The sequence below is a fragment of the Actinoplanes missouriensis 431 genome (genome assembly GCF_000284295.1).
GTDB classification, from domain to species: domain Bacteria; phylum Actinomycetota; class Actinomycetes; order Mycobacteriales; family Micromonosporaceae; genus Actinoplanes; species Actinoplanes missouriensis.
The window spans coordinates 6,556,754-6,576,660 of the sequence record NC_017093.1; the positions used below are offsets into that span (position 1 = coordinate 6,556,754).

15 protein-coding genes and 3 rRNA genes are annotated in these 19,907 nt (G+C 67.5%); 4 read left to right on the top strand and 14 right to left on the bottom strand.

From position 1 onward, the window contains the following. The first annotated feature begins 12 nt into the window (after nt 1–12). Complete coding sequence (locus tag AMIS_RS30030) at nt 13–348, top strand: SCP2 sterol-binding domain-containing protein (protein ID WP_014446208.1); 336 nt, start codon at nt 13–15, stop codon at nt 346–348. Nucleotides 349–393: 45 nt separating this feature from the next. Here the strand turns inward: AMIS_RS30030 and AMIS_RS44720 are convergent, their stop codons facing one another. Continuing rightward, nucleotides 394–1,686 (bottom strand): methyl-accepting chemotaxis protein, encoded by a 1,293-nt coding sequence (locus AMIS_RS44720; RefSeq protein ID WP_014446209.1) that lies wholly within the window; start codon nt 1,684–1,686, stop codon nt 394–396. 149 nt (nt 1,687–1,835) lie between these two features. Between AMIS_RS44720 and AMIS_RS30040 the strand changes: the two genes are divergently transcribed. After that, nucleotides 1,836–2,081 carry a hypothetical protein gene (locus AMIS_RS30040; RefSeq protein WP_014446210.1) on the top strand — a complete coding sequence of 82 codons (246 nt, stop codon included), beginning with the start codon at nt 1,836–1,838 and terminating at the stop codon, nt 2,079–2,081. A 19-nt stretch (nt 2,082–2,100) separates the two neighbouring features. On the opposite strand, the gene AMIS_RS30045 is transcribed toward AMIS_RS30040, so the two are convergent. Further along, nucleotides 2,101–3,105: an HAD-IIA family hydrolase gene (locus tag AMIS_RS30045; RefSeq protein WP_014446211.1), complete on the bottom strand. Its 1,005-nt coding sequence runs from the start codon at nt 3,103–3,105 to the stop codon at nt 2,101–2,103. Then, nucleotides 3,102–4,052, bottom strand: a complete 951-nt coding sequence (locus tag AMIS_RS30050; RefSeq protein WP_014446212.1) for a hypothetical protein — start codon at nt 4,050–4,052, stop codon at nt 3,102–3,104. Before AMIS_RS30050 ends, AMIS_RS30045 begins: the two co-directional genes overlap by 4 nt. Here AMIS_RS30050 and AMIS_RS40945 point away from each other — a divergent pair. Then, a complete protein-coding gene (locus AMIS_RS40945) occupies nt 3,975–6,017 on the top strand; it encodes a hypothetical protein (RefSeq protein ID WP_051042201.1) in 2,043 nt (680 codons plus the stop codon). The two genes, AMIS_RS30050 and AMIS_RS40945, sit on opposite strands and share 78 nt — an antisense overlap. Before the next feature lie 52 nt (nt 6,018–6,069). Here AMIS_RS40945 and rrf read toward each other — a convergent pair. The 4 genes from rrf to tyrS form a co-directional block, all read right to left on the bottom strand. Continuing rightward, nucleotides 6,070–6,186 (bottom strand): 5S ribosomal RNA (rrf, locus tag AMIS_RS30060). 100 nt (nt 6,187–6,286) lie between these two features. Then, nucleotides 6,287–9,401: ribosomal RNA gene (locus AMIS_RS30065) — 23S ribosomal RNA — on the bottom strand. A gap of 356 nt (nt 9,402–9,757) precedes the next feature. Beyond that, nucleotides 9,758–11,272: ribosomal RNA gene (locus AMIS_RS30070) — 16S ribosomal RNA — on the bottom strand. Together the 16S, 23S and 5S rRNA genes form the textbook arrangement of a ribosomal RNA operon. 377 nt (nt 11,273–11,649) lie before the next feature. After that, a complete protein-coding gene (gene tyrS, locus AMIS_RS30075) occupies nt 11,650–12,906 on the bottom strand; it encodes a tyrosine--tRNA ligase (protein WP_014446215.1) in 1,257 nt (418 codons plus the stop codon). 61 nt (nt 12,907–12,967) lie between these two features. On the opposite strand from tyrS, the gene AMIS_RS30080 reads away from it, so the two are divergent. Next, on the top strand, nt 12,968–13,750 hold the full coding sequence (locus tag AMIS_RS30080) for a polyphosphate kinase 2 family protein (RefSeq protein WP_014446216.1): 783 nt from the start codon (nt 12,968–12,970) through the stop codon (nt 13,748–13,750). Here AMIS_RS30080 and ptsP read toward each other — a convergent pair. The 7 genes from ptsP to AMIS_RS30115 all read right to left on the bottom strand — a co-directional run bounded on the left by ptsP (nt 13,747) and on the right by AMIS_RS30115 (nt 19,869). Continuing rightward, nucleotides 13,747–15,399, bottom strand: a complete 1,653-nt coding sequence (gene ptsP / locus AMIS_RS30085; RefSeq protein ID WP_041830152.1) for a phosphoenolpyruvate--protein phosphotransferase — start codon at nt 15,397–15,399, stop codon at nt 13,747–13,749. The genes AMIS_RS30080 and ptsP overlap by 4 nt on opposite strands. After that, nucleotides 15,392–15,667, bottom strand: a complete 276-nt coding sequence (locus tag AMIS_RS30090) for an HPr family phosphocarrier protein (RefSeq protein ID WP_014446218.1) — start codon at nt 15,665–15,667, stop codon at nt 15,392–15,394. The genes ptsP and AMIS_RS30090 overlap by 8 nt, the downstream gene beginning before the upstream one ends. A gap of 52 nt (nt 15,668–15,719) precedes the next feature. Next, a complete protein-coding gene (locus AMIS_RS30095; RefSeq protein ID WP_014446219.1) occupies nt 15,720–16,760 on the bottom strand; it encodes a zinc-dependent dehydrogenase in 1,041 nt (346 codons plus the stop codon). After that, on the bottom strand, nt 16,757–17,200 hold the full coding sequence (locus AMIS_RS30100; protein ID WP_014446220.1) for a PTS sugar transporter subunit IIA: 444 nt from the start codon (nt 17,198–17,200) through the stop codon (nt 16,757–16,759). The genes AMIS_RS30095 and AMIS_RS30100 overlap by 4 nt, the downstream gene beginning before the upstream one ends. Continuing rightward, nucleotides 17,193–17,501 carry a PTS sugar transporter subunit IIB gene (locus tag AMIS_RS30105; protein WP_041830153.1) on the bottom strand — a complete coding sequence of 103 codons (309 nt, stop codon included), beginning with the start codon at nt 17,499–17,501 and terminating at the stop codon, nt 17,193–17,195. Before AMIS_RS30105 ends, AMIS_RS30100 begins: the two co-directional genes overlap by 8 nt. A gap of 10 nt (nt 17,502–17,511) precedes the next feature. Beyond that, on the bottom strand, nt 17,512–18,786 hold the full coding sequence (gene mtlA, locus AMIS_RS30110) for a PTS mannitol transporter subunit IICB (protein WP_231859121.1): 1,275 nt from the start codon (nt 18,784–18,786) through the stop codon (nt 17,512–17,514). A gap of 120 nt (nt 18,787–18,906) precedes the next feature. Next, the gene (locus tag AMIS_RS30115) at nt 18,907–19,869 is read right to left on the bottom strand and encodes a 1-phosphofructokinase family hexose kinase (protein ID WP_041831445.1); all 963 of its coding nucleotides are present in this window, start codon (nt 19,867–19,869) and stop codon (nt 18,907–18,909) included. Nucleotides 19,870–19,907: the final 38 nt, after the last annotated feature.

Genomic DNA, 19,907 nt, shown 5'->3' on the forward strand with positions numbered 1-19,907 from the left:
GGGGGAGTGCCGATGGCCACCGTGGACGAGTGCCGGCAAGCATTGCACGACCTGGCCGCGAAACTGGCGGCCAATGCGGAGGCCCAGGGCCACCTCGATCTCGATCGCACGCTTGCCTGCCGGATCACGGACCTGGACACCGCGTTCCACGGCCGGATCACCGGCGGCCGCCTGATCGACATCGCGGACGGCGACGATCCGAAAGCCAAGATCGCCCTGACCGCGACGAGCGACCACCTGATCGAGCTGATCAACGGCAAGCTCGATCTCACCCGCGCGTTCACGTCCGGGCAGATCAAGGTGAAGGCGAACCCGTTCGACCTGCTCAAACTTCGTAAGCTCCTCTGAGAGCGCCAGCAGCGCTCCCGGATACGGAACCGCACCGGAAAACGTTCAAGATCCGGCGCGGGCGGACAGGGTCTGCAGACCGGCCAGCACCTGGTCGGCCGCCGAGGTGGCGTTCGACAGCTGGGTGGTGACCTCGGCGAGCATCAGGGCCTGCTCCTCCACCGACGCCGCGATGTTGAGCTGCACCTTGTGGATCTCGTCGACGGCTCCGGTGGTGGACGCGAACGTCTGCGCCACGTCGTCGGTCTCGGCGACGATCGCGGTGATCACCTGCTTGACCCGTTCCACCGATGTCGCGGTCTCCCGGGCCAGGTCCTTCACCTCGCCCGCCACGACGGCGAACCCCTTGCCGAGCTCACCGGCGCGGGCCGCCTCGATGGTGGCGTTGAGCGCGAGCAGGTTCGTCTGCTCGGCCAGCGACGCGATGAGCGCGTTCACCTCGGCGATCTCGGCGACCGAGCGCTCCAGGGCCCGTACCTTCTCGCCGGCCGACGACGCCGCCTCCTTGCCACCGGCCGCGGTCTCGGCGGCCGCCGCGGACCGGCGGGCGATGTCCCCGACCGACGCGGTGAGCGCGGCGAGCTCCCGGTCCACCGACGCGACCGCCGAGATCGCGGCGTGCGCCTCCCCGCTGATCCCGGCCACGTCGGCGGTGATCTGCCGGGCCTGCTCGGCGGTCTGCTCGGAGCGGATCCGCAGATCCTCGGCCGCGCGTTCGCGGGATTCCTGCTCGGCCCGTTCGACGTCCCGCCGGGCCTGCTCGGCCTGCTGGGCGAGCGCCTCGTTCTCGCGTTCGGCCTGCTCCGCGAAGTGCCAGAAGATCACGATGCCGGCCACCTCGAGGGTGAGCAGCCCGGCGTGCACCGCGACCATGACGAGCGCCGCGGCGACACCCATGTGATGATCGCCGAACACCCGGTCCGGCGCGATCAGCCCGAGCACCCCGTGATGCACCACGACAACGGCGATCGACGACGCCAGCGGAGTCCACTGCTGATACAGCGCCACGAAGATCAGCACGGCGTACAGGTGGATGTGCGCCGACATCTCGCCGCCGGTCAGCTCGATCGCCACGAACGTGCAGGCGATCAGCCCGACGCTGGTGTGCGACGACTTGCCGCTGGACGAGGGCACCAGCGTGGCCGCGGCGGCCCACACCCCGACCAGCACCGGCAGCAGGATCGCCTCCCAGGTGGGCCGGGGACCGAGGATGCCGACCACGAAGAAGACAGGCGCGTGAAACCAGAGGAGGCGCGTGACGATCCGATGCCGCGCCGCCCACGACGCGTCGGAGAGCCGGGCGCCACGCGGCAGAGTGAACCCGCTCACAACCCTCATGATCGGCCGATCGGGCGAACGATTGACCCGGAAGCGCCGTCCGGTAAGGACTGACCTTTTCCCGGACGTAGCGGACGCCTCCCGCACGGTGCCAGGCTGACGGGAGGAACGACGTGTGACCGGCGCCGGCCGGCCGGGAAGGAAGGACCATGACCAGCTCAGACGACCTGCACACTCAGGCCGAGAGTGTGGCGGTGCCGAGTTTCGACTGGATGAGCACGCCGGTGCTCTCGGTGGTCGACGGCCTGCTGCACATCGACCCGGACGCGCCACTGCCGCGCCGCCGCTACCGACCGGCCGCCTCGGTCGCTCCGGAGCACGCTCCCACCGACAGCGCCACCATCGAGTCCAGCCGCCTGCTGGCCGGCCTCACCCGGCATCACCCGCGTCACTAACCCCGCTGGGGGTACGGGGTCAGACGCCCCAGTCCCGCAGCAGCTCCCCGGCCGCGGGTGAGCCCGCCTCCACCGCGGCGACCGGAACTCCGTCCCAGGTCACCCCGCAGAGCAGCCGCAACGCGTCGACCGGGTCACCGGAGCCGTCCAGCACCGCACGGTCGCCGTCCCGGCTGACCCGCCAGCCACCGGCCTCGCCGCCGGTCGCCGGCACGCGCGCCTCATCGGCGGGCCGGAAGAGCCCGGACAGGTCGGCAGCGACGAATGCCGGCCGGCGCTCCGCGGGCGCGGCCAGCAGATCCGCCGGGCCGCTCACACCGGTCAGCACCAGCAGGCTGTCCATCCCGGCGCCGACCGCACCCTGGATGTCGGTGTCCAGCCGGTCGCCGACGGCCAGGGGCCGGTCCGCCCGCGACAGCGTCGCGGCCGTCGTGAACAGCCCCGGCTGCGGTTTGCCGACCACCACGTCCGGCTCCCGGTCCAGGGCCGTGCGCAGCACCGCGACCAACGAGCCGTTGCCCGGCAGCGGGCCGCGCGGGCTGGGCAGGGTCCGGTCGGTGTTCGTCGCGAACCAGGCCGCCCCGGCCCGCACCGCGAGCGCGGCCTCGGACAGGACCTTCCAGCCGACCTCCGGGCCGTACCCCTGAACCACCGCGACCGGCTCGTCCTCGGCCGAGCCGACCGGGGTGAGACCCGCGTCGCGGACCTCGGCCCGGAGCGCTTCCGCACCGACCACCAGCACCGGCGCACCGGCCGGGAACCGCTCGGCGAGCAGGGCGGCGGCCGCGCCGGCCGAGGTGAGCACCTCGGCCGGCGTGGCGCTCACACCCATGCCGGTCAGCAGCGTGGCCACGTCGGCGGCCCGCCGCGACGCGTTGTTCGTCGCGTACGCGATCGGCGTGCCGCCGGAACGCAGCCGGTCGACCGCCTCGGCCGCTCCCGGGATCGGTTTGTCGATCAGGAAGACGACTCCGTCCAGGTCGAAGATGACCAGGTCGTAGCCGGCGGCCAGGTGGTCGCTCATCCCCGGGGCTGCTCGTCGTCCGCGTGCTTCTCGTCCGCGTGCTTCTCGTCCGCGTGCTTCTCGTCCGCGTCGGCGAGGCCGTCGGTGTTCACGTCGGTCGCGGACAGCTCGGCCGACTCGTCGTCCTCGTCGTCCTCGTCCGCGAACTCGGCGGAGTCAGCGGTCCGGGCCGCAACCGGCTCGTCCTCGTCGTCCTCGTCGTCGAACTCGTCCGCGTCCCGCACGGCAACCGGCTCGTCGTCCTCGCCGTCGAACTCCGCGGTGTCGCCCTCGGAGTCGTCGTCGTCCTCGGAACGGGTCTCCGCGCCGCCCTCGCCGAGCGCAGCCTCGGTCTCCTCGTCGTCCTCGTCGTCGTCGCCCTCGATGGCGACCCCGTCGAGTTCGAGCAGACGCTCGGCCGCGTCGGTGAGCTGCTCCGTGTCCACCGCGGCAGCCCGGGCGAACCACTCCCGCGCTTCCTCACGGCGGCCCGCCGCGAGCAGGGCATCCGCGTACGCGTAGCGCAGGCGTGCCGCCCAATCCGCATCTTCCTGGCTGGTGAGCTCGTTGACCTGCAGCATCGCCACGGCGGCGTCGTGCTGACCCAGGTCGCTACGGGCGCCGGCCGCCACGATCAGCAGCTCGATCGCGCCGCTCTTCTCCAGCTTCGCCATGTCGGCTCCGCGGTAGAGGTCGATCGCCCGCTCCGGCCGGCCCAGGGCCCGCTCGCAGTCGGCCAGCTCGGCCAGGTGCGTCTGCCGCCCGGTCATCCGGTGGTAGGTGCGCAGCTCGGCGATCGCCGTGGTCCAGTCCCCGGCCGCGTAGGCGGCAAGACCGACGGCCTCACGCACCACGGCGATCCGGGACGCGAGCCGGCGCGCGGCGATCGCGTGCTGCAGCGCGAGCTCGGAGTCCTCGTCGATGATCTGGCCGGCCGCGACGAGGTGCCGCGCGACCTTGTCGGCCATCTCCCGGGCGAGCGAGTTCAGTTCCGCGCGGACCTCCTGGTCGAGGTCGGTCGCGACGATGTCCTCGGGAATGTCCGGGGACTGGAACGGCGCCTGGCCGGCCTCGTCCTGCGGACCCTCACCGGTGCCGTTCCGCTCGTCCCGCCGGTAGCCACCGCGGTCGTCGTTGCGGAACCCGCCCCGGTCGCCGCCACCCTGGTAACCACCACGGTTGCCACCCTGGTAGCCCCCGCGGTCGCCGCCACCCTGGTAGCCGCCCCGGTCACGGTCGCCACCACGGAACCCGCCCCGGTCGCCGCCACCCTGGTAGCCACCGCGGTCGCGGTCGCCACCACGGAAGCCGCCACCCTGCGGACGGTCACCCTGCGGACGGTCACTACGGAAGCCGCCGCGGTCGCCGCCACCCTGGTAGCCACCGCGGTCGCGGTCTCCGCCACGGAAGCCGCCGCCCTGCGGACGGTCACCCTGCGGACGGTCGCCACCACGGAACCCGCCGCGGTCGCCCTGGAAGCCCTCACGCGGACCACTCGGACGGTCCCCGCCACGGAAGCCGCCGCGGTCGCCGCCACCCTGGTAACCGCCACGGTCACGGTCCCCGCCACGGAACCCGCCGCGGTCGCCGCCACCCTGGTAGCCGCCCCGGTCACCCTGCGGCCGGTCACTGCGGAAACCGCCGCGGTCGCCGCCACCCTGGTAGCCACCGCGATCGCGGTCTCCGCCACGGAAGCCGCCACCCTGCGGACGGTCACCCTGCGGACGGTCACTACGGAAACCACCGCGGTCGCCCTGCGGACGGTCCCCACCACGGAAACCACCGCGGTCGCCGCCACCCTGGTAACCGCCACGGTCACGGTCTCCGCCACGGAAGCCGCCACCCTGCGGACGGTCACCCTGCGGACGGTCACTACGGAAACCACCGCGGTCGCCCTGCGGACGGTCCCCACCACGGAAACCACCGCGGTCGCCGCCACCCTGGAAACCACCACGGTCACGGTCGCCACCACGGAAACCACTGCGGTCGCCGCCACCCTGGTAACCGCCACGGTCACGGTCGCCACCACGGAAGCCGCCCCCCTGCGGACGGTCACTACGGAAACCACCCCGGTCGCCGCCACCCTGATAGCCGCCCCGGTCACGGTCGCCACCACGGAAACCACCGCGGTCGCCGCCACCCTGGTAACCGCCACGATCACGGTCGCCACCACGGAAACCACCGCGGTCGCCGCCACCCTGGTAGCCGCCACGATCACGGTCGCCACCACGGAAGCCGCCACCCTGCGGACGGTCACCCTGCGGACGGTCACTACGGAAACCACCACGGTCGCCCTGCGGACGGTCCCCACCACGGAAACCGCCCCGGTCGCCGCCACCCTGGTAACCACCACGGTCACGGTCACCGCCACGGAACCCGCCCCGGTCGCCGCCACCCTGGTAACCACCGCGATCGCGGTCGCCACCACGGAAGCCGCCGCGGTCGCCGCTCACCGAGCGCTGGCCACCCTGGTAGCCGCCACGATCGCCGCCACCCTGGTAACCGCCGCCCTGCGGACGGTCACCACCACGGAAACCACCGCGGTCGCCGCCACCCTGGAAACCACCACGGTCACGGTCACCGCCACGGAACCCACCGCGGTCACCGCCCCGATCGCGGTCGCCGCCGCGGAAACCGCCACGGTCACCGCCTCGGTCCCTGTCGCCCCGGTAGCCGCCACGATCGCCGCCCTGGTAGCCGCCACGGGATCCGCCCCGCTCGCCGCCACCCTGATAGCCGCCCCGGTCGCCCCGGCGCTCGCCGCCACTTCCGTCGCGACTGCTGCCGGAACGGCTCTCGCCGTCTCGGTTGCTGGAGCCGCCGTCCTGCGGTCCTGTAGTCACGGTTCAATTCCTTCCAGTACGGCGGCGGGCCCTCGGAACGGGCAGCGGCCATGCGTCAACACACAAAGTTACTCGGAGAATCTGTCTTAAACGCAGTCGAGGGCCGACCCCGAGCGGGGGCGGCCCTCGACCTTCACGTTGAGTCCGGCGGCGTCCTACTCTCCCACACCCTCCCGAGTGCAGTACCATCGGCGCTGGAGGGCTTAGCTACCGGGTTCGGAATGTAACCGGGCGTTTCCCCACCGCTATGACCACCGAAACAGCCTTCAGCAGAACAAACCAGCAACCCGATGTGTCTCAACCGGGGTGGTTGTTCGTTTGCTGTGAATCACACAGTGGACGCAAGCGCAATGTTTAGAGTGGTTAAGCCCTCGGCCTATTAGTACCGGTCAACTCAACACGTTACCGTGCTTACATCTCCGGCCTATCAACCCAGTAGTCTCCTGGGAGCCTTACCCACTCAAGGTGGTGGGATACCTCATCTCGAAGCAGGCTTCCCGCTTAGATGCTTTCAGCGGTTATCCCTTCCGAACGTAGCCAACCAGCCGTGCCCTTGGCAGAACAACTGGCACACCAGAGGTTCGTCCGTCCCGGTCCTCTCGTACTAGGGACAGCCCTTCTCAAGTATCCAACGCGCACGGCGGATAGGGACCGAACTGTCTCACGACGTTCTAAACCCAGCTCGCGTACCGCTTTAATGGGCGAACAGCCCAACCCTTGGGACCTGCTACAGCCCCAGGATGCGACGAGCCGACATCGAGGTGCCAAACCATCCCGTCGATATGGACTCTTGGGGAAGATCAGCCTGTTATCCCCGGGGTACCTTTTATCCGTTGAGCGACACCGCTTCCACACGCAAGTGCCGGATCACTAGTCCCGACTTTCGTCCCTGCTCGACCCGTCAGTCTCACAGTCAAGCTCCCTTATGCACTTACACTCAACACCTGATTGCCAACCAGGCTGAGGGAACCTTTGGGCGCCTCCGTTACCCTTTAGGAGGCAACCGCCCCAGTTAAACTACCCACCAGACACTGTCCCTCGACCCGATCAGGGCCGCAAGTTAGATACCCAAACCCAACAGAGTGGTATTTCAACAATGCCTCCACCCGAACTGGCGTCCGAGCTTCACCGGCTCCCACCTATCCTACACAATTAAATTCGGATACCAATGTCAAGCTATAGTAAAGGTCCCGGGGTCTTTCCGTCCTGCCGCGCGTAACGAGCATCTTTACTCGTACTGCAATTTCGCCGGGCCTGTGGTTGAGACAGTGGGGAAGTCGTTACGCCATTCGTGCAGGTCGGAACTTACCCGACAAGGAATTTCGCTACCTTAGGATGGTTATAGTTACCACCGCCGTTTACTGGCGCTTAAGTTCTCCGCTTCGCCCTCACGGGCTAACAGGTCCCCTTAACGTTCCAGCACCGGGCAGGCGTCAGTCCATATACATCGTCTTACGACTTCGCATGGACCTGTGTTTTTAGTAAACAGTCGCTTCCCCCTGCTCTCTGCGGCCATACCACGCTCCACCCGCAAAGGGCTTCACGCGTCCGGCCCCCCTTCTCCCTAAGTTACGGGGGCAATTTGCCGAGTTCCTTAACCACAGTTCACCCGTCGCCTCGGTATTCTCTACCTGACCACCTGTGTCGGTTTAGGGTACGGGCCGCTCGAAGCTCGCTAGAGGCTTTTCTCGGCAGCATAGGATCAATGACTTCACCAGAACGGCTCGGCATCACGTCTCAGCCCATGTGCACCGCGGATTTGCCTACGGTACGGCCTACACGCTTACCCCGGCACAACCACCGGCCGGGCTCATCTACCTTCCTGCGTCACCCCATCGCTAAACTACTACCCACAGAGGTCCTAGTCTCCCGCATCGCCGGCCGAAGCCATTGAATTGATCAAGTAGTTAGTACTATGAGGTTCGTCTTGGGCGCTTCTACGCGGGTACGGGAATATCAACCCGTTATCCATCGACTACGCCTCTCGGCCTCGCCTTAGGCCCCGACTCACCCAGGGCGGATTAGCCTGCCCCTGGAACCCTTGGTCATCCGGCGGAAGGGGTTCTCACCCTTCATTCGCTACTCATGCCTGCATTCTCACTCGTGTAGCGTCCACGGCTGGATCACTCCGCCGCTTCACCCGCAACACGACGCTCCCCTACCCATCCACACGCTTGGGCTCAACCCCGAAAGATTGAGTCGAGCAAAGTGTGAATGCCACAGCTTCGGCGGTGTGCTTGAGCCCCGCTACATTGTCGGCGCGGAACCACTTGACCAGTGAGCTATTACGCACTCTTTAAAGGGTGGCTGCTTCTAAGCCAACCTCCTGGTTGTCCATGCGATCCCACATCCTTTTCCACTTAGCACACGCTTAGGGGCCTTAGCTGGCGATCTGGGCTGTTTCCCTCTCGACTACGAAGCTTATCCCCCGCAGTCTCACTGCCGCGCTCTCACTTACCGGCATTCGGAGTTTGGCTGATTTCAGTAAGCTTGTGGGCCCCCTAGACCATCCAGTGCTCTACCTCCGGCAAGAAACACGCGACGCTGCACCTAAATGCATTTCGGGGAGAACCAGCTATCACGGAGTTTGATTGGCCTTTCACCCCTAACCACAGGTCATCCCCCAACTTTTCAACGTTGGTGGGTTCGGTCCTCCACGTAGTCTTACCCACGCTTCAACCTGCCCATGGCTAGATCACCCCGCTTCGGGTCTAGAACATGCGACTTTGGGCGCCCTATTCAGACTCGCTTTCGCTACGGCTACCCCACACGGGTTAACCTCGCCACATGCCACTAACTCGCAGGCTCATTCTTCAAAAGGCACGCCGTCACCCCGCTATAAAGCTAAGGCTCCGACGGATTGTAGGCGAACGGTTTCAGGTACTATTTCACTCCCCTCCCGGGGTACTTTTCACCATTCCCTCACGGTACTTGTCCGCTATCGGTCACCAGGAAGTATTCAGCCTTACCAGGTGGTCCTGGCAGATTCACAGCAGATTCTAGGAGTCCGCTGCTACTCGGGAACACTGCAAAGAGGCTTGGAATTTTCGTCTACCGGGCTCTCACCGTCTACGGCTGGCTTTCCCACACCATTCGACTAACAACAAGCTTTGTAACTCTTTAGATGCGTGTCAGCACATCAAAGCAGGTCCCACAACCCCCCACGTGCAACCCCTGACAGGTATCACACACGCAAGGTTTAGGCTACGTCCGCTTTCGCTCGCCACTACTCACGGAATCACGGTTGTTTTCTCTTCCTACGGGTACTGAGATGTTTCACTTCCCCGCGTTCCCCTCACACACCCTATGAATTCAGGTGCGGATGACACGACATGACTCGTGCCAGGTTTCCCCATTCGGACACCCTGGGATCACAGCTAGGTTGGCAGCTCCCCCAGGCCTATCGCGGCCTCCCACGTCCTTCATCGGCTCCTGGTGCCAAGGCATCCACCGTTCGCCCTTGACAACTTAACCACAGAAAACAAGATGCTCGCGTCCACTGTGCAATTCTCAACCAACGACCAACCCGCGATCCGACCAGAAACCCACCAAACCCCGGCAGAACCGAGCGGTATGAATTCCCAGATCGCGCCTGGCATTGAAAAACAACCACCGGCCTCGCCGGCAAGGTTGTTCTTTCAGATACCCAACAGGGTGCTCATCACCAGATTCCAGCCGCACCAACCCACGTTCCACGCCCGAAGGCTGTACTAGCGATGCCGGCCGTTGCCAGATCTAATTAGCCAGTGTCTCCGCCTATGAGCTCCTCGATTCGTCATTCGCGAACCGCAGGATTTCTGTCCACCTTTCGGCAGAAGAATGCTCCTTAGAAAGGAGGTGATCCAGCCGCACCTTCCGGTACGGCTACCTTGTTACGACTTCGTCCCAATCGCCAGCCCCACCTTCGACGGCTCCCTCCCTTACGGGTTAGGCCACCGGCTTCGGGTGTTGCCGACTTTCGTGACGTGACGGGCGGTGTGTACAAGGCCCGGGAACGTATTCACCGCAGCGTTGCTGATCTGCGATTACTAGCGACTCCGACTTCACGGGGTCGAGTTGCAGACCCCGATCCGAACTGAGACCGGCTTTTTGGGATTCGCTCCACCTCACGGTATCGCAGCCCTTTGTACCGGCCATTGTAGCATGCGTGAAGCCCTGGACATAAGGGGCATGATGACTTGACGTCATCCCCACCTTCCTCCGAGTTGACCCCGGCAGTCTCCCATGAGTCCCCAACTGAATGCTGGCAACATGGGACGAGGGTTGCGCTCGTTGCGGGACTTAACCCAACATCTCACGACACGAGCTGACGACAGCCATGCACCACCTGTCACCGGCCCCGAAGGACCCCACATCTCTGCGAGTTTTCCGGCGATGTCAAACCCAGGTAAGGTTCTTCGCGTTGCATCGAATTAATCCGCATGCTCCGCCGCTTGTGCGGGCCCCCGTCAATTCCTTTGAGTTTTAGCCTTGCGGCCGTACTCCCCAGGCGGGGCGCTTAATGCGTTAGCTGCGGCGCAGAAACCCGGAGAGGGTCCCCACACCTAGCGCCCAACGTTTACAGCGTGGACTACCAGGGTATCTAATCCTGTTCGCTCCCCACGCTTTCGCTCCTCAGCGTCAGTATCGGCCCAGAGACCCGCCTTCGCCACCGGTGTTCCTCCTGATATCTGCGCATTTCACCGCTACACCAGGAATTCCAGTCTCCCCTACCGAACTCTAGCCTGCCCGTATCGAATGCAAGCTCGGAGTTGAGCCCCGAGATTTCACATTCGACGCGACAAGCCGCCTACGAGCTCTTTACGCCCAATAAATCCGGACAACGCTCGCGCCCTACGTCTTACCGCGGCTGCTGGCACGTAGTTGGCCGGCGCTTCTTCTGCAGGTACCGTCACTTGCGCTTCGTCCCTGCTGAAAGAGGTTTACAACCCGAAGGCCGTCATCCCTCACGCGGCGTCGCTGCATCAGGCTTCCGCCCATTGTGCAATATTCCCCACTGCTGCCTCCCGTAGGAGTCTGGGCCGTGTCTCAGTCCCAGTGTGGCCGGTCGCCCTCTCAGGCCGGCTACCCGTCGTCGCCTTGGTAGGCCATTACCCCACCAACAAGCTGATAGGCCGCGAGTCCATCCCGAACCGAAAAACTTTCCACACGCACCCCATGCGAAGGCGTGTCGTATTCGGTATTAGCCCCCGTTTCCGAGGGTTATCCCAAAGTTCGGGGCAGGTTACTCACGTGTTACTCACCCGTTCGCCGCTCGAGTACCCCGAAGGGCCTTTCCGCTCGACTTGCATGTGTTAAGCACGCCGCCAGCGTTCGTCCTGAGCCAGGATCAAACTCTCCAACAAAATCTGTGGAAAATCTGATTCCCAGCAACATGATATGTTGCCAAAGGAATCTCCAACCCATCCGAAGACAGGCCGGGGTATTGCCATAATTGGCACTGGCTTATCAAGCACCCTGTTGAGTTCTCAAAGAACAACCGCACACCATCATCGTGACTGGGGCTTTTGTTCGACCCGCAGAACATTACACGATCCGAGAACCGTGATCATTTCCGGGGTTCCTCCAGGACGGCCGCTCCGGGCCTCTTTCGAGTCCCGCTCGCTCGCCCGTCTCCCTGGCGGCTTGGAAAACATTACAGGCACATGTCCACAACGCCAAATCGGCCCGCCGCGACGTGGGTCACAACGGGCCGATCAACGCAAAACCTCAGGTCAGAGCGCTATTTGACGATCTCGACGCCGGCGAACGTCCGCTTGCCGCGGCGCAGCACCAGGAATCGGCCGTGGAGCAGTGCCGATTCCGGCACCACCGCCTCACCGTCGGTGATGCGCTCGTTGTTCAGGTAGGCGCCACCCTCGGTGATCGTGCGGCGAGCCTCGTTCGCGCTCGCCACGAGACCCGACTCCTTGAGCAGGGTCCCCACGGCCGGGAGCTCACCCCGTACCGGATGAAGGCCGGCCTCGGCCAGCGCGGCGCGCAACGTGTCCGCGGAGAGCTCGTCCAGGGATCCCCGGCCGAACAACGCCTGGCTGGCGGCGACCGCCTGGTTCGCCTCCTCCTCGCCGTGCACCAGCGCGGTGATCTCGAAAGCCAGGGCTCGCTGCGCGAGCCTGGCCTGCGGCCGCTCCGCGGTCGCCTTCTCCAGCTCCTCCAGCTCCTCGCGGGACTTGAAGCTGAAGTAGCGCAGGTACTTGCTGACGTCCCGGTCGTCGCTGTTGATCCAGAACTGGTAGAAGGAGTACGGGCTGGTCATGGCCGGGTCGAGCCAGATCGCGCCGCCCTCGGTCTTGCCGAACTTGGTGCCGTCGGCCTTGAGGACCAGTGGGGTGACGAAGGCGTGCACCGGACCGGCGCCGCGGCGGCGCACGAAGTCCACGCCGGCGGTGATGTTGCCCCACTGGTCGGAGCCGCCGAACTGCAGCCGGCAGCCGTGCTGGACGTGCAGCTGGTAGAAGTCGTTGGACTGGAGCAGCTGGTAGCTGAACTCGGTGAAGCTGATGCCGCTCTCCAGCCGGTTGCGCACCACGTCGCGGGCCAGCATCTTGTTGACCGGGAAGTGCTTGCCGACGTCCCGCAGGAATTCGATCACCGACGTCGGGCCGGTCCAGTCCAGGTTGTTGACGAGCGTCGCCGCGTTGTCGCCCTGGTAGGTCACGAACGGCGACAGCTGGGTGCGGATCCGCTCCACCCAGCCCTGAACGACCTCCGGCGGGTTGAGGCTGCGCTCGCTGGACTCCCGCGGGTCACCGATCTGACCGGTGGCGCCGCCGACGAGCAGCAGCGGGCGGTGGCCGCCCTGCTGGAGGCGCCGGGCGGTGAGAACCTGCATGAGGTGGCCGACGTGCAGCGAGGCGGCGGTGGGGTCGAAGCCCACATAGAACGGGATCGAGCCGCCGTCGAGTGCTTTGCGCAGCTCGTCGGGGTCGGTCGAGTCCTGGATCAGTCCGCGCCACAGCAGGTCGTCTACGAGAGTCACGCAACGGATTGTCCCGCACCCTCCCGTGCGGATCACAGCGGGTTTGGCGGATGCTAGGCGGATGGGTCACCTGGGAAGTGCTGCGGCACCGATCGACATCTCGAAGAAGAAGGCCGAGGAGCGGCTGGAGGCGGCGCAGGAGCGGCTGCTCCGGCTGCGCCTGCTGCTCGGCGGCCAGATCGGCGAGAAGAAGATCGGCCCGCCGCTCTGCGTGCTCTTCGAGGGCTGGGACGCGTCCGGCAAGGGTGGCGCGATCAAGCGGCTGGTCACCATGATCGACCCGCGGCACGTGCGGGTCTCCCAGTTCGCCGCGCCGACCTACGACGAGAAGCGGCACCACTTCCTGCAGCGGTTCTGGCAGGTCCTGCCCGGCAACGGCGGGATGACCGTGCTGGACCGGTCCTGGTACGGCCGGGTCCTCGTCGAGCGGGTCGAGGGCTTCGCGACCACCGAGCAGTGGCAGCGGGCCTACGACGAGATCGCCGAGTTCGAGCGCACCCTCGCCGCCGAGGGCATGATCCTGATCAAGTTCTGGATGCACGTCTCCGAGGAGGAGCAGCTGCGCCGCTTCGAGGACCGGGCGAACGATCCGTTGCGGTCGTGGAAGCTGACCGACGAGGACTGGCGGAACCGGAAGAAGCGCCCGGAGTACGAGGCGGCGATCGAGGACATGCTGGAGAAGACCGACCGGCCGCGCGCCCGGTGGAAGGTCATCCCCGGCGACAGCAAGCCGTACGCCCGCCTCGCCGTCGTCGAGCACGTCTGTCACGTGCTGGAACGCAAGCTGGCGAAGCGGGGGTACGACCTGGCGTCGGCCGACCGGCCGGGGACCGCGTCCGTCTAGCCGATGGCTGCCTTGCGCGCCGTGGCCGCGTCCGGTGCGGCGACCGCCAGCTCGGCCAGCCGCCGGCAGTCCGCCTCGGTGACGCCGGCGAGGGCGGCCCGCACCGCCGGGAGCGCGCGCGGTGACATCGACAGGCTCGTCACGCCGAGACCGACCAGGATCGGCGCGAGCGCCGCGTCGGCGGCCGCCTCGCCGCACACCCCGACCGGTTTGCCGGCGGCCCGCCCGGCCTCGCCGCAGATGCCGATCAGCTGGAGCAGCGCGGGTTGCCACGGGTCCAGCAGGTCGGCCAGGGCGCCGCACATCCGGTCGGCGGCGAACGTGTACTGACTCAGGTCGTTGGTGCCGATGCTGAGGAAGTCGACGACGCCCAGCAGGTCACGGGCGCGCAGCGCGGCGGCCGGCACCTCGATCATCACACCGGCGCGGGGCAGGCCGGCCTCGTGGACGGCGGCCGCGAACGTGGCCGCCTCGGTGATCGTGGAGACCATGGGGGCCATCACCCAGACGTCCGCGCCGGTCTGCGCGCGCGCCTCGGCGATCGCCGCGAGCTGGGTGGTGAGGACGTCCGGTCGCTGCCGCGCGATGCGCAGGCCGCGGACACCCAGGGCAGGATTGGGCTCACCCTCCTGGTTCAGGAACGGCAGCGGTTTGTCGGCGCCGGCATCGAGGGTACGGATGACGACCCGTCGCCCGGCCATGGCGGAGAACACTTCCCGGTACGCCTCCACCTGCTCGTCCAGGCCGGGCTCCCGGGTCCGATCGAGAAAGAGCAGCTCGGTGCGGAACAGCCCGACGCCCTCGGCGTGGACCTCGTCGGCGGCGGGGACGTTCTTCGCGGAGCCGACGTTGGCGAGGAGCTTCACCCCGTACCCGTCGGAGGTCTGACCGGGGCCGGTGAGGGCCGCAGCCGCGGCAGCCACCTCGGCCGCACCGCGCACCGCGGCTTCTGCCGCGACCTGATCGATGCCCGCGTCGACACGCCCCGTCGCGCCGTCGACGAGCACCAGCGTGCCCTCCGCGATCGCCAGCACGCCGGGACAGGAGACCACGGCGGGCAGGCCCAGCGCGCGGGCCAGGATCGCGGTGTGACTGGTGGGACCGCCCACCTCGGTGACCAGCGCCAGCACCTGGGCCGGATCGAGGTCGGCGGTATCGGCCGGGGCCAGATCCTTCGCGGCCAGCACGAACGGGTGCCCGGGCTGCGGGATGCCCGGCATCGGCTGCCCGAGCAGCACCGCGACCGCCCGGTTGCGCAGGTCGTCGAGGTCGGCGACGCGCTCGGCGAGGTAGCCGCCGGCCGCCTCGAACGATTCCCGGAATGCCCCGAAGGCGAGGGAGACGGCGTGCACTGCGTCGGCACCCTCTTCGACGTGCTCGCGAACGCCGTCGAGCAGCGCCTCGTCACCGGCCATCATCGCCTCGGCGCGCAGCACCTCGGCGACCGTCTCGTCGGTGGCCCGGTCAGCCCGGCGTTCCAGGAACGTGACCACCTCGGCCAGGGCGGACGAGGCCCGGGCGACTTCCGCCTCGGCATCCGTCACGGCGACCATCGGGGGCAGGGCCGGGACGTCGGCGATCCGCAGCAGCGGACCGGCGGCCACCCCGGCACAGACTCCGATCCCGGAGAGGCTGACCACCTCAGCCATCGGAGGCGTCCAGGTCGGTGGCGAGCAGCGCGGCCAGGTCGGACAGCGTCTGCTCGGCGCCGTCGCCCTCCGCCTCGAGGGTGACCTCGGTGCCCTGCTTGGCGCCGAGCGCGAGCACCGACAGCATGCTCTTGGCCGGCACCGGCTTCTTGTCACCGACCCGGATGGTGACCTTGACCGGCGCCGCCGCGGCGGCCTCCACGAAGATCTTGGCGGGCCGGGCGTGCAGGCCGCTGGCGGAGCCGACGGCAACCGTGCGCGTGGGCATTCTCTTTTCCTTCCGGACGGTCGGACGGACGGACGGGTCGGGTCGGGTCGGATCAGGGCTCGATGGTTACCTTGATGGCCTCGCCGCGGGCGACGATGCCGAACGCGTCGATCGCGCCCTCCAGCGGCAGCCGGTGGGTGATCAGGTCGGCGACCGGCACCGCGCCGGTGGCGACCAGCTGGAGTGCCTCCTTGTTGTGCGACGGGCTCGACCCGTTCGCCCCGATGATCATCAGCTCCCGGTAGTGCACCAGGTTCGAGTCGCAGGTGATCGTCGGGTTGTCCTTGGGCAGGCCGCCGAAGAAGCTGATCCGGCCCTGCCGCGCGGCCATCTCGATCGCCTGCTCCTGCGCCTTGCCGGACGCGGCCGCCGTGATGATCACGTCGGCGCCCCGGCCGTCGGTGAGCTTGCGGACCTCCTCGACCGGGTCCACCTCGCCGGCGCAGATCGCGGCGTCCGGCTTGACCAGGTTCGCGGCCATGTCCAGGCGTTCCCGGTTCAGCTCGACCAGGAACACCCGGGCGGCGCCGCGGGCCCGGGCCAGCCGGACGTGCAGGCAGCCGATCGGGCCGGAGCCGATCACCACGACGTCGTCGCCCTCGCCGACACGGGCGAGGTTCTGCGCGTTCAGGGCACAGGCGAGAGGCTCGGCCACGGACGCCTCGGCGAACGAGACGCCGTCCGGGATCCGGTTCAGCCCGTCGACCTTGAGCACCTCCGTCGGCACCACCATGAACTGCGCGAAGCCGCCCTCGAAGTGGTAGCCCATCGACACCTGGTTCGGGCAGACCGTCATCCGGCCGCGCCGGCACTCGGCGCACTCTCCACAGGGGATGGCCGCGATGACCTGCACCCGGTCCCCCGGCTGCCAGCCCTCGACGCCGTCACCGACCGCGACGACCTCGCCGGCGATCTCGTGGCCCATCACCCGGGGCGGGTGGATGTGGTGGTGCCCGAACTTGGAGATCTTGACGTCGGTGCCGCAGGTGGAGCAGTTCCGGACGCGGATCTTCACCTCACCGGGTCCGGCCTCGGGCTCCGGCACGTCCTCGAAGCGGACGTCGCCGGGGGCGTGGAATCGCACGACCTTCATTCGGGGTTTCCCTCAATTCGTCCTAGCAGATTGATCACGGTGTCGGCCTCGGCCGCTTCCCGCAGGGCCCGCGCGTCGTCGGCGTCCAGGAGGATCTCGGCGAGCGCGGCGAGCAGTTCGACGTGACCGTCACCGGCGGCCGCGATGCCGACGCAGACGCTCACCCGCTCGCCGTCCCAGTCCACGCCCGCCGGGAAGCGGAGCACCGCGAGGGCATCCCGCTTCACCAGCGCCTTCCCGTCCAGGGTGCCGTGCGGAATCGCGACACCCTCACCGACGTACGTGGAGATGCTCTTCTCCCGGGCCAGCATCGTGTCCACGTATCCGGGCTCGACGGCGCCGATCTCGACCAGCGCCGCGCCGGTCAGCCGGATCGCGTCCTCCTTGCTGCCCGCCTTCTCGTCCAGCCGGATGGCCCGGCGGTCCAGCAGCTCAGACATTGAGGTCCGTGCCCTGCTGGATGGCCTTGACCACCTTGGTCACGGCCGGGTCGCCCAGGAAGATCTGGAACGGCACGATCGGCTTGTCCGGCGCGACCGAGCGGGCCCGGGCGGCCAGACCGCTGTGGCAGACGACCAGGTCGGCGTCGGCGGGGATCGAGTTGACCGGGCTGTGCTCGACGGTGACGCCGTTCTTGCCGAGTTGTTTGCGCAGCGTGCTGGCGAGCATCACGCTGCTGCCCATGCCGGCGTCACAGGCGACGATCAGCTTGCGGATGTCCTTGCCGTTGATGGTTGCCATCACGAGCCTCCTAGGCGTTTTCCTTGCGGCTGGTGCCGGTTTCCTCTGACGTGCGCTGGTGCGGGATCTCCGTCTCGGCGCCGCGCTGATGCGCGACCTCCGACTCGGTGGCGCGCTGGTGCGCGACCTCCGACTCGGTGGCGCGCTGGTGCGCGAGCTCCGACTCGGTGGCGCGCTCGTGGGGGATCTCCGCCTCGGTCGCCACCTCCTCCTCGGCCGCGTCGAGTTCCTGGTCGGACTTCAGTCGCCCGAAGCCGAGCAGCAGGGACGCGACACCGAACGTGACCAGGGCCGCGATCGTCACGCCGAGGATCATCCCGAGGTAGCCGTCCTTCGCGGTGACCGCAGCGAACGCGAAGATGCTGCCCGGAGCGGGCGAGGCGACCGTCCCGGTGCCGGTGATCATGAAGGTGGCGACGCCGGCCATGCCGCCCGCGATCATCGCGAGGATCAGGCGGGGCTTCATCAGCACGTACGGGAAATAGATCTCGTGAATGCCGCCGAGGAAGTGGATGATCATCGCGGCCGGTGCGGACGGACGCAGCGACTTCGGACCGAAGAAGAGGTACGCGGCGAGCAGCCCGAGACCCGGACCGGGGTTCGACTCGATCATGAACAGGATCGACTTGCCCTGCTCCTGGACCTGCTGCACGCCGAGCGGGCTGAACACGCCGTGGTTGATGGCGTTGTTCATGAACAGCACCTTGGCCGGCTCCACCAGCACCGACACCAGTGGCATCAGGCTGTGGGCGAGCAGCCAGTCGACGCCGTTGCCGGCCGCCTTGGTGATCCCCTCGACGATCGGGCCGATCGTCAATTTGCCGAGAATGGCGAACGCGCCGCCGATGATACCCGCCGAGAAATTGTCGATGAGCATTTCGAAACCGGGGCGGACCTTGCCCTCAATCACGGAGTCGAAAAGCTTCAGCACGTACGCCGTGAGCGGGCCGATGATCATCGCGCCGAGGAACATCGGCACCTCGGCGCCGACCACCACGCCGAAGGTGGCGACCGCGCCGACGACCGCGCCGCGCTGTCCGTGCACCATCCGGCCACCGGTGTAACCGATGAGCACCGGAAGCAGATACTTGATCATCGGGTCGACGAGCTGGGCCAGGTTCTCGTTCGGGATCCAGCCGACCGGGATGAACAGGGCGGTGATCAGGCCCCAGGCGATGAGCGCGCCGATGTTGGGCATGACCATTCCGGCGAGATATCCGCCGATCTTCTGGATCCGGGCCTTGAATCCGGTCCCGCTGACCTGGGGTGTGTAGGTAGTAGCCATGACGATCTCCATTCATCGCCAGAGGGATGCGGTGAGAGTGCGGGTGGTTCACTGGAATGAGGCACAGCTATTACCGAGACGCGACGAGGAATCGTCGGCCTTTGTTCGATTCAGGAACGCTCAGTCGCGGCGGAGCGGCCGGTTCAAATCCGGTTCACGGTCGAGCCGGATACTCGTACGATCAAGGTCTTGTGGTTTTGGCATCCGGCTGCCCGGAAGGCTGACCGCGGCCGCGCCCCACGCCAGGCCCTCCACCAGCGCCGCCTCGCCGCTCGCGCCGGCCGCGAGGAAGCCCGCCAGCAGCGCGTCCCCCGCGCCGACAGTGCTGCGCGGCACGCTCACCGGCGAGACACCGGTGATCACCCCCGCCGCGTCCACCAGCACCGCGCCCTCCGCGCCCAGACTGGCAAGGACCGTGCCCGCGCCGGCCTCGCGCAGCCGCCCACAGGCCCGGATCACGTCGCCGAGCGTCACCAGGTCGGTCCCGGTCGCCTCGGCCAGCTCCTCCCGGTTCGGCTTGACCAGCGCGGCGCCCGCCGCCACCCCGGCCAGCAGCGCCGGGCCACTGCTGTCCACGGCGAGCCGGACACCCGACTTGACCAGCCGCTCACACAGATCGGTGAAGGCCGCGACGGTCGGGCCGGGCGGGAGGCTGCCGCAGATCACCACCCAGTCGGCGGTGCCGGCGGCTGCCAGCACCGCATCACTGACCTGGGCGAACTCGGTGTCCGAGAGGGTCGGGCCGGCTTCGTTGATCTTCGTGACCGTGCCGTCCGGCTCGGCCAGGGTGATGTTGGAACGGGTCCGCCCGGTGATCGGCACCGCGAGCATGTCGACGCCCTCGCCCTTGAGGAGATCGACGAGCTGCTCGCCCTCGGCGCCACCGGCCGGCACCACGGCCGTCGAGCGGATCCCGTTCGCCAGCAGCGCCCGGGAGACGTTCACGCCCTTGCCACCGGGATCGATGTGCGAGTCGGCGGCCCGCAACACCTCGCCCCGGACCAGCGCGTCGACCTCGAGGGCACGGTCGACGCTCGGATTCAGGGTGACGGTGAGGACCGTCCCCGGGTTCAGGCCGGTCATGACCGTCCCCGGGTCCAGGCCGGTCATGACCGTCCCCG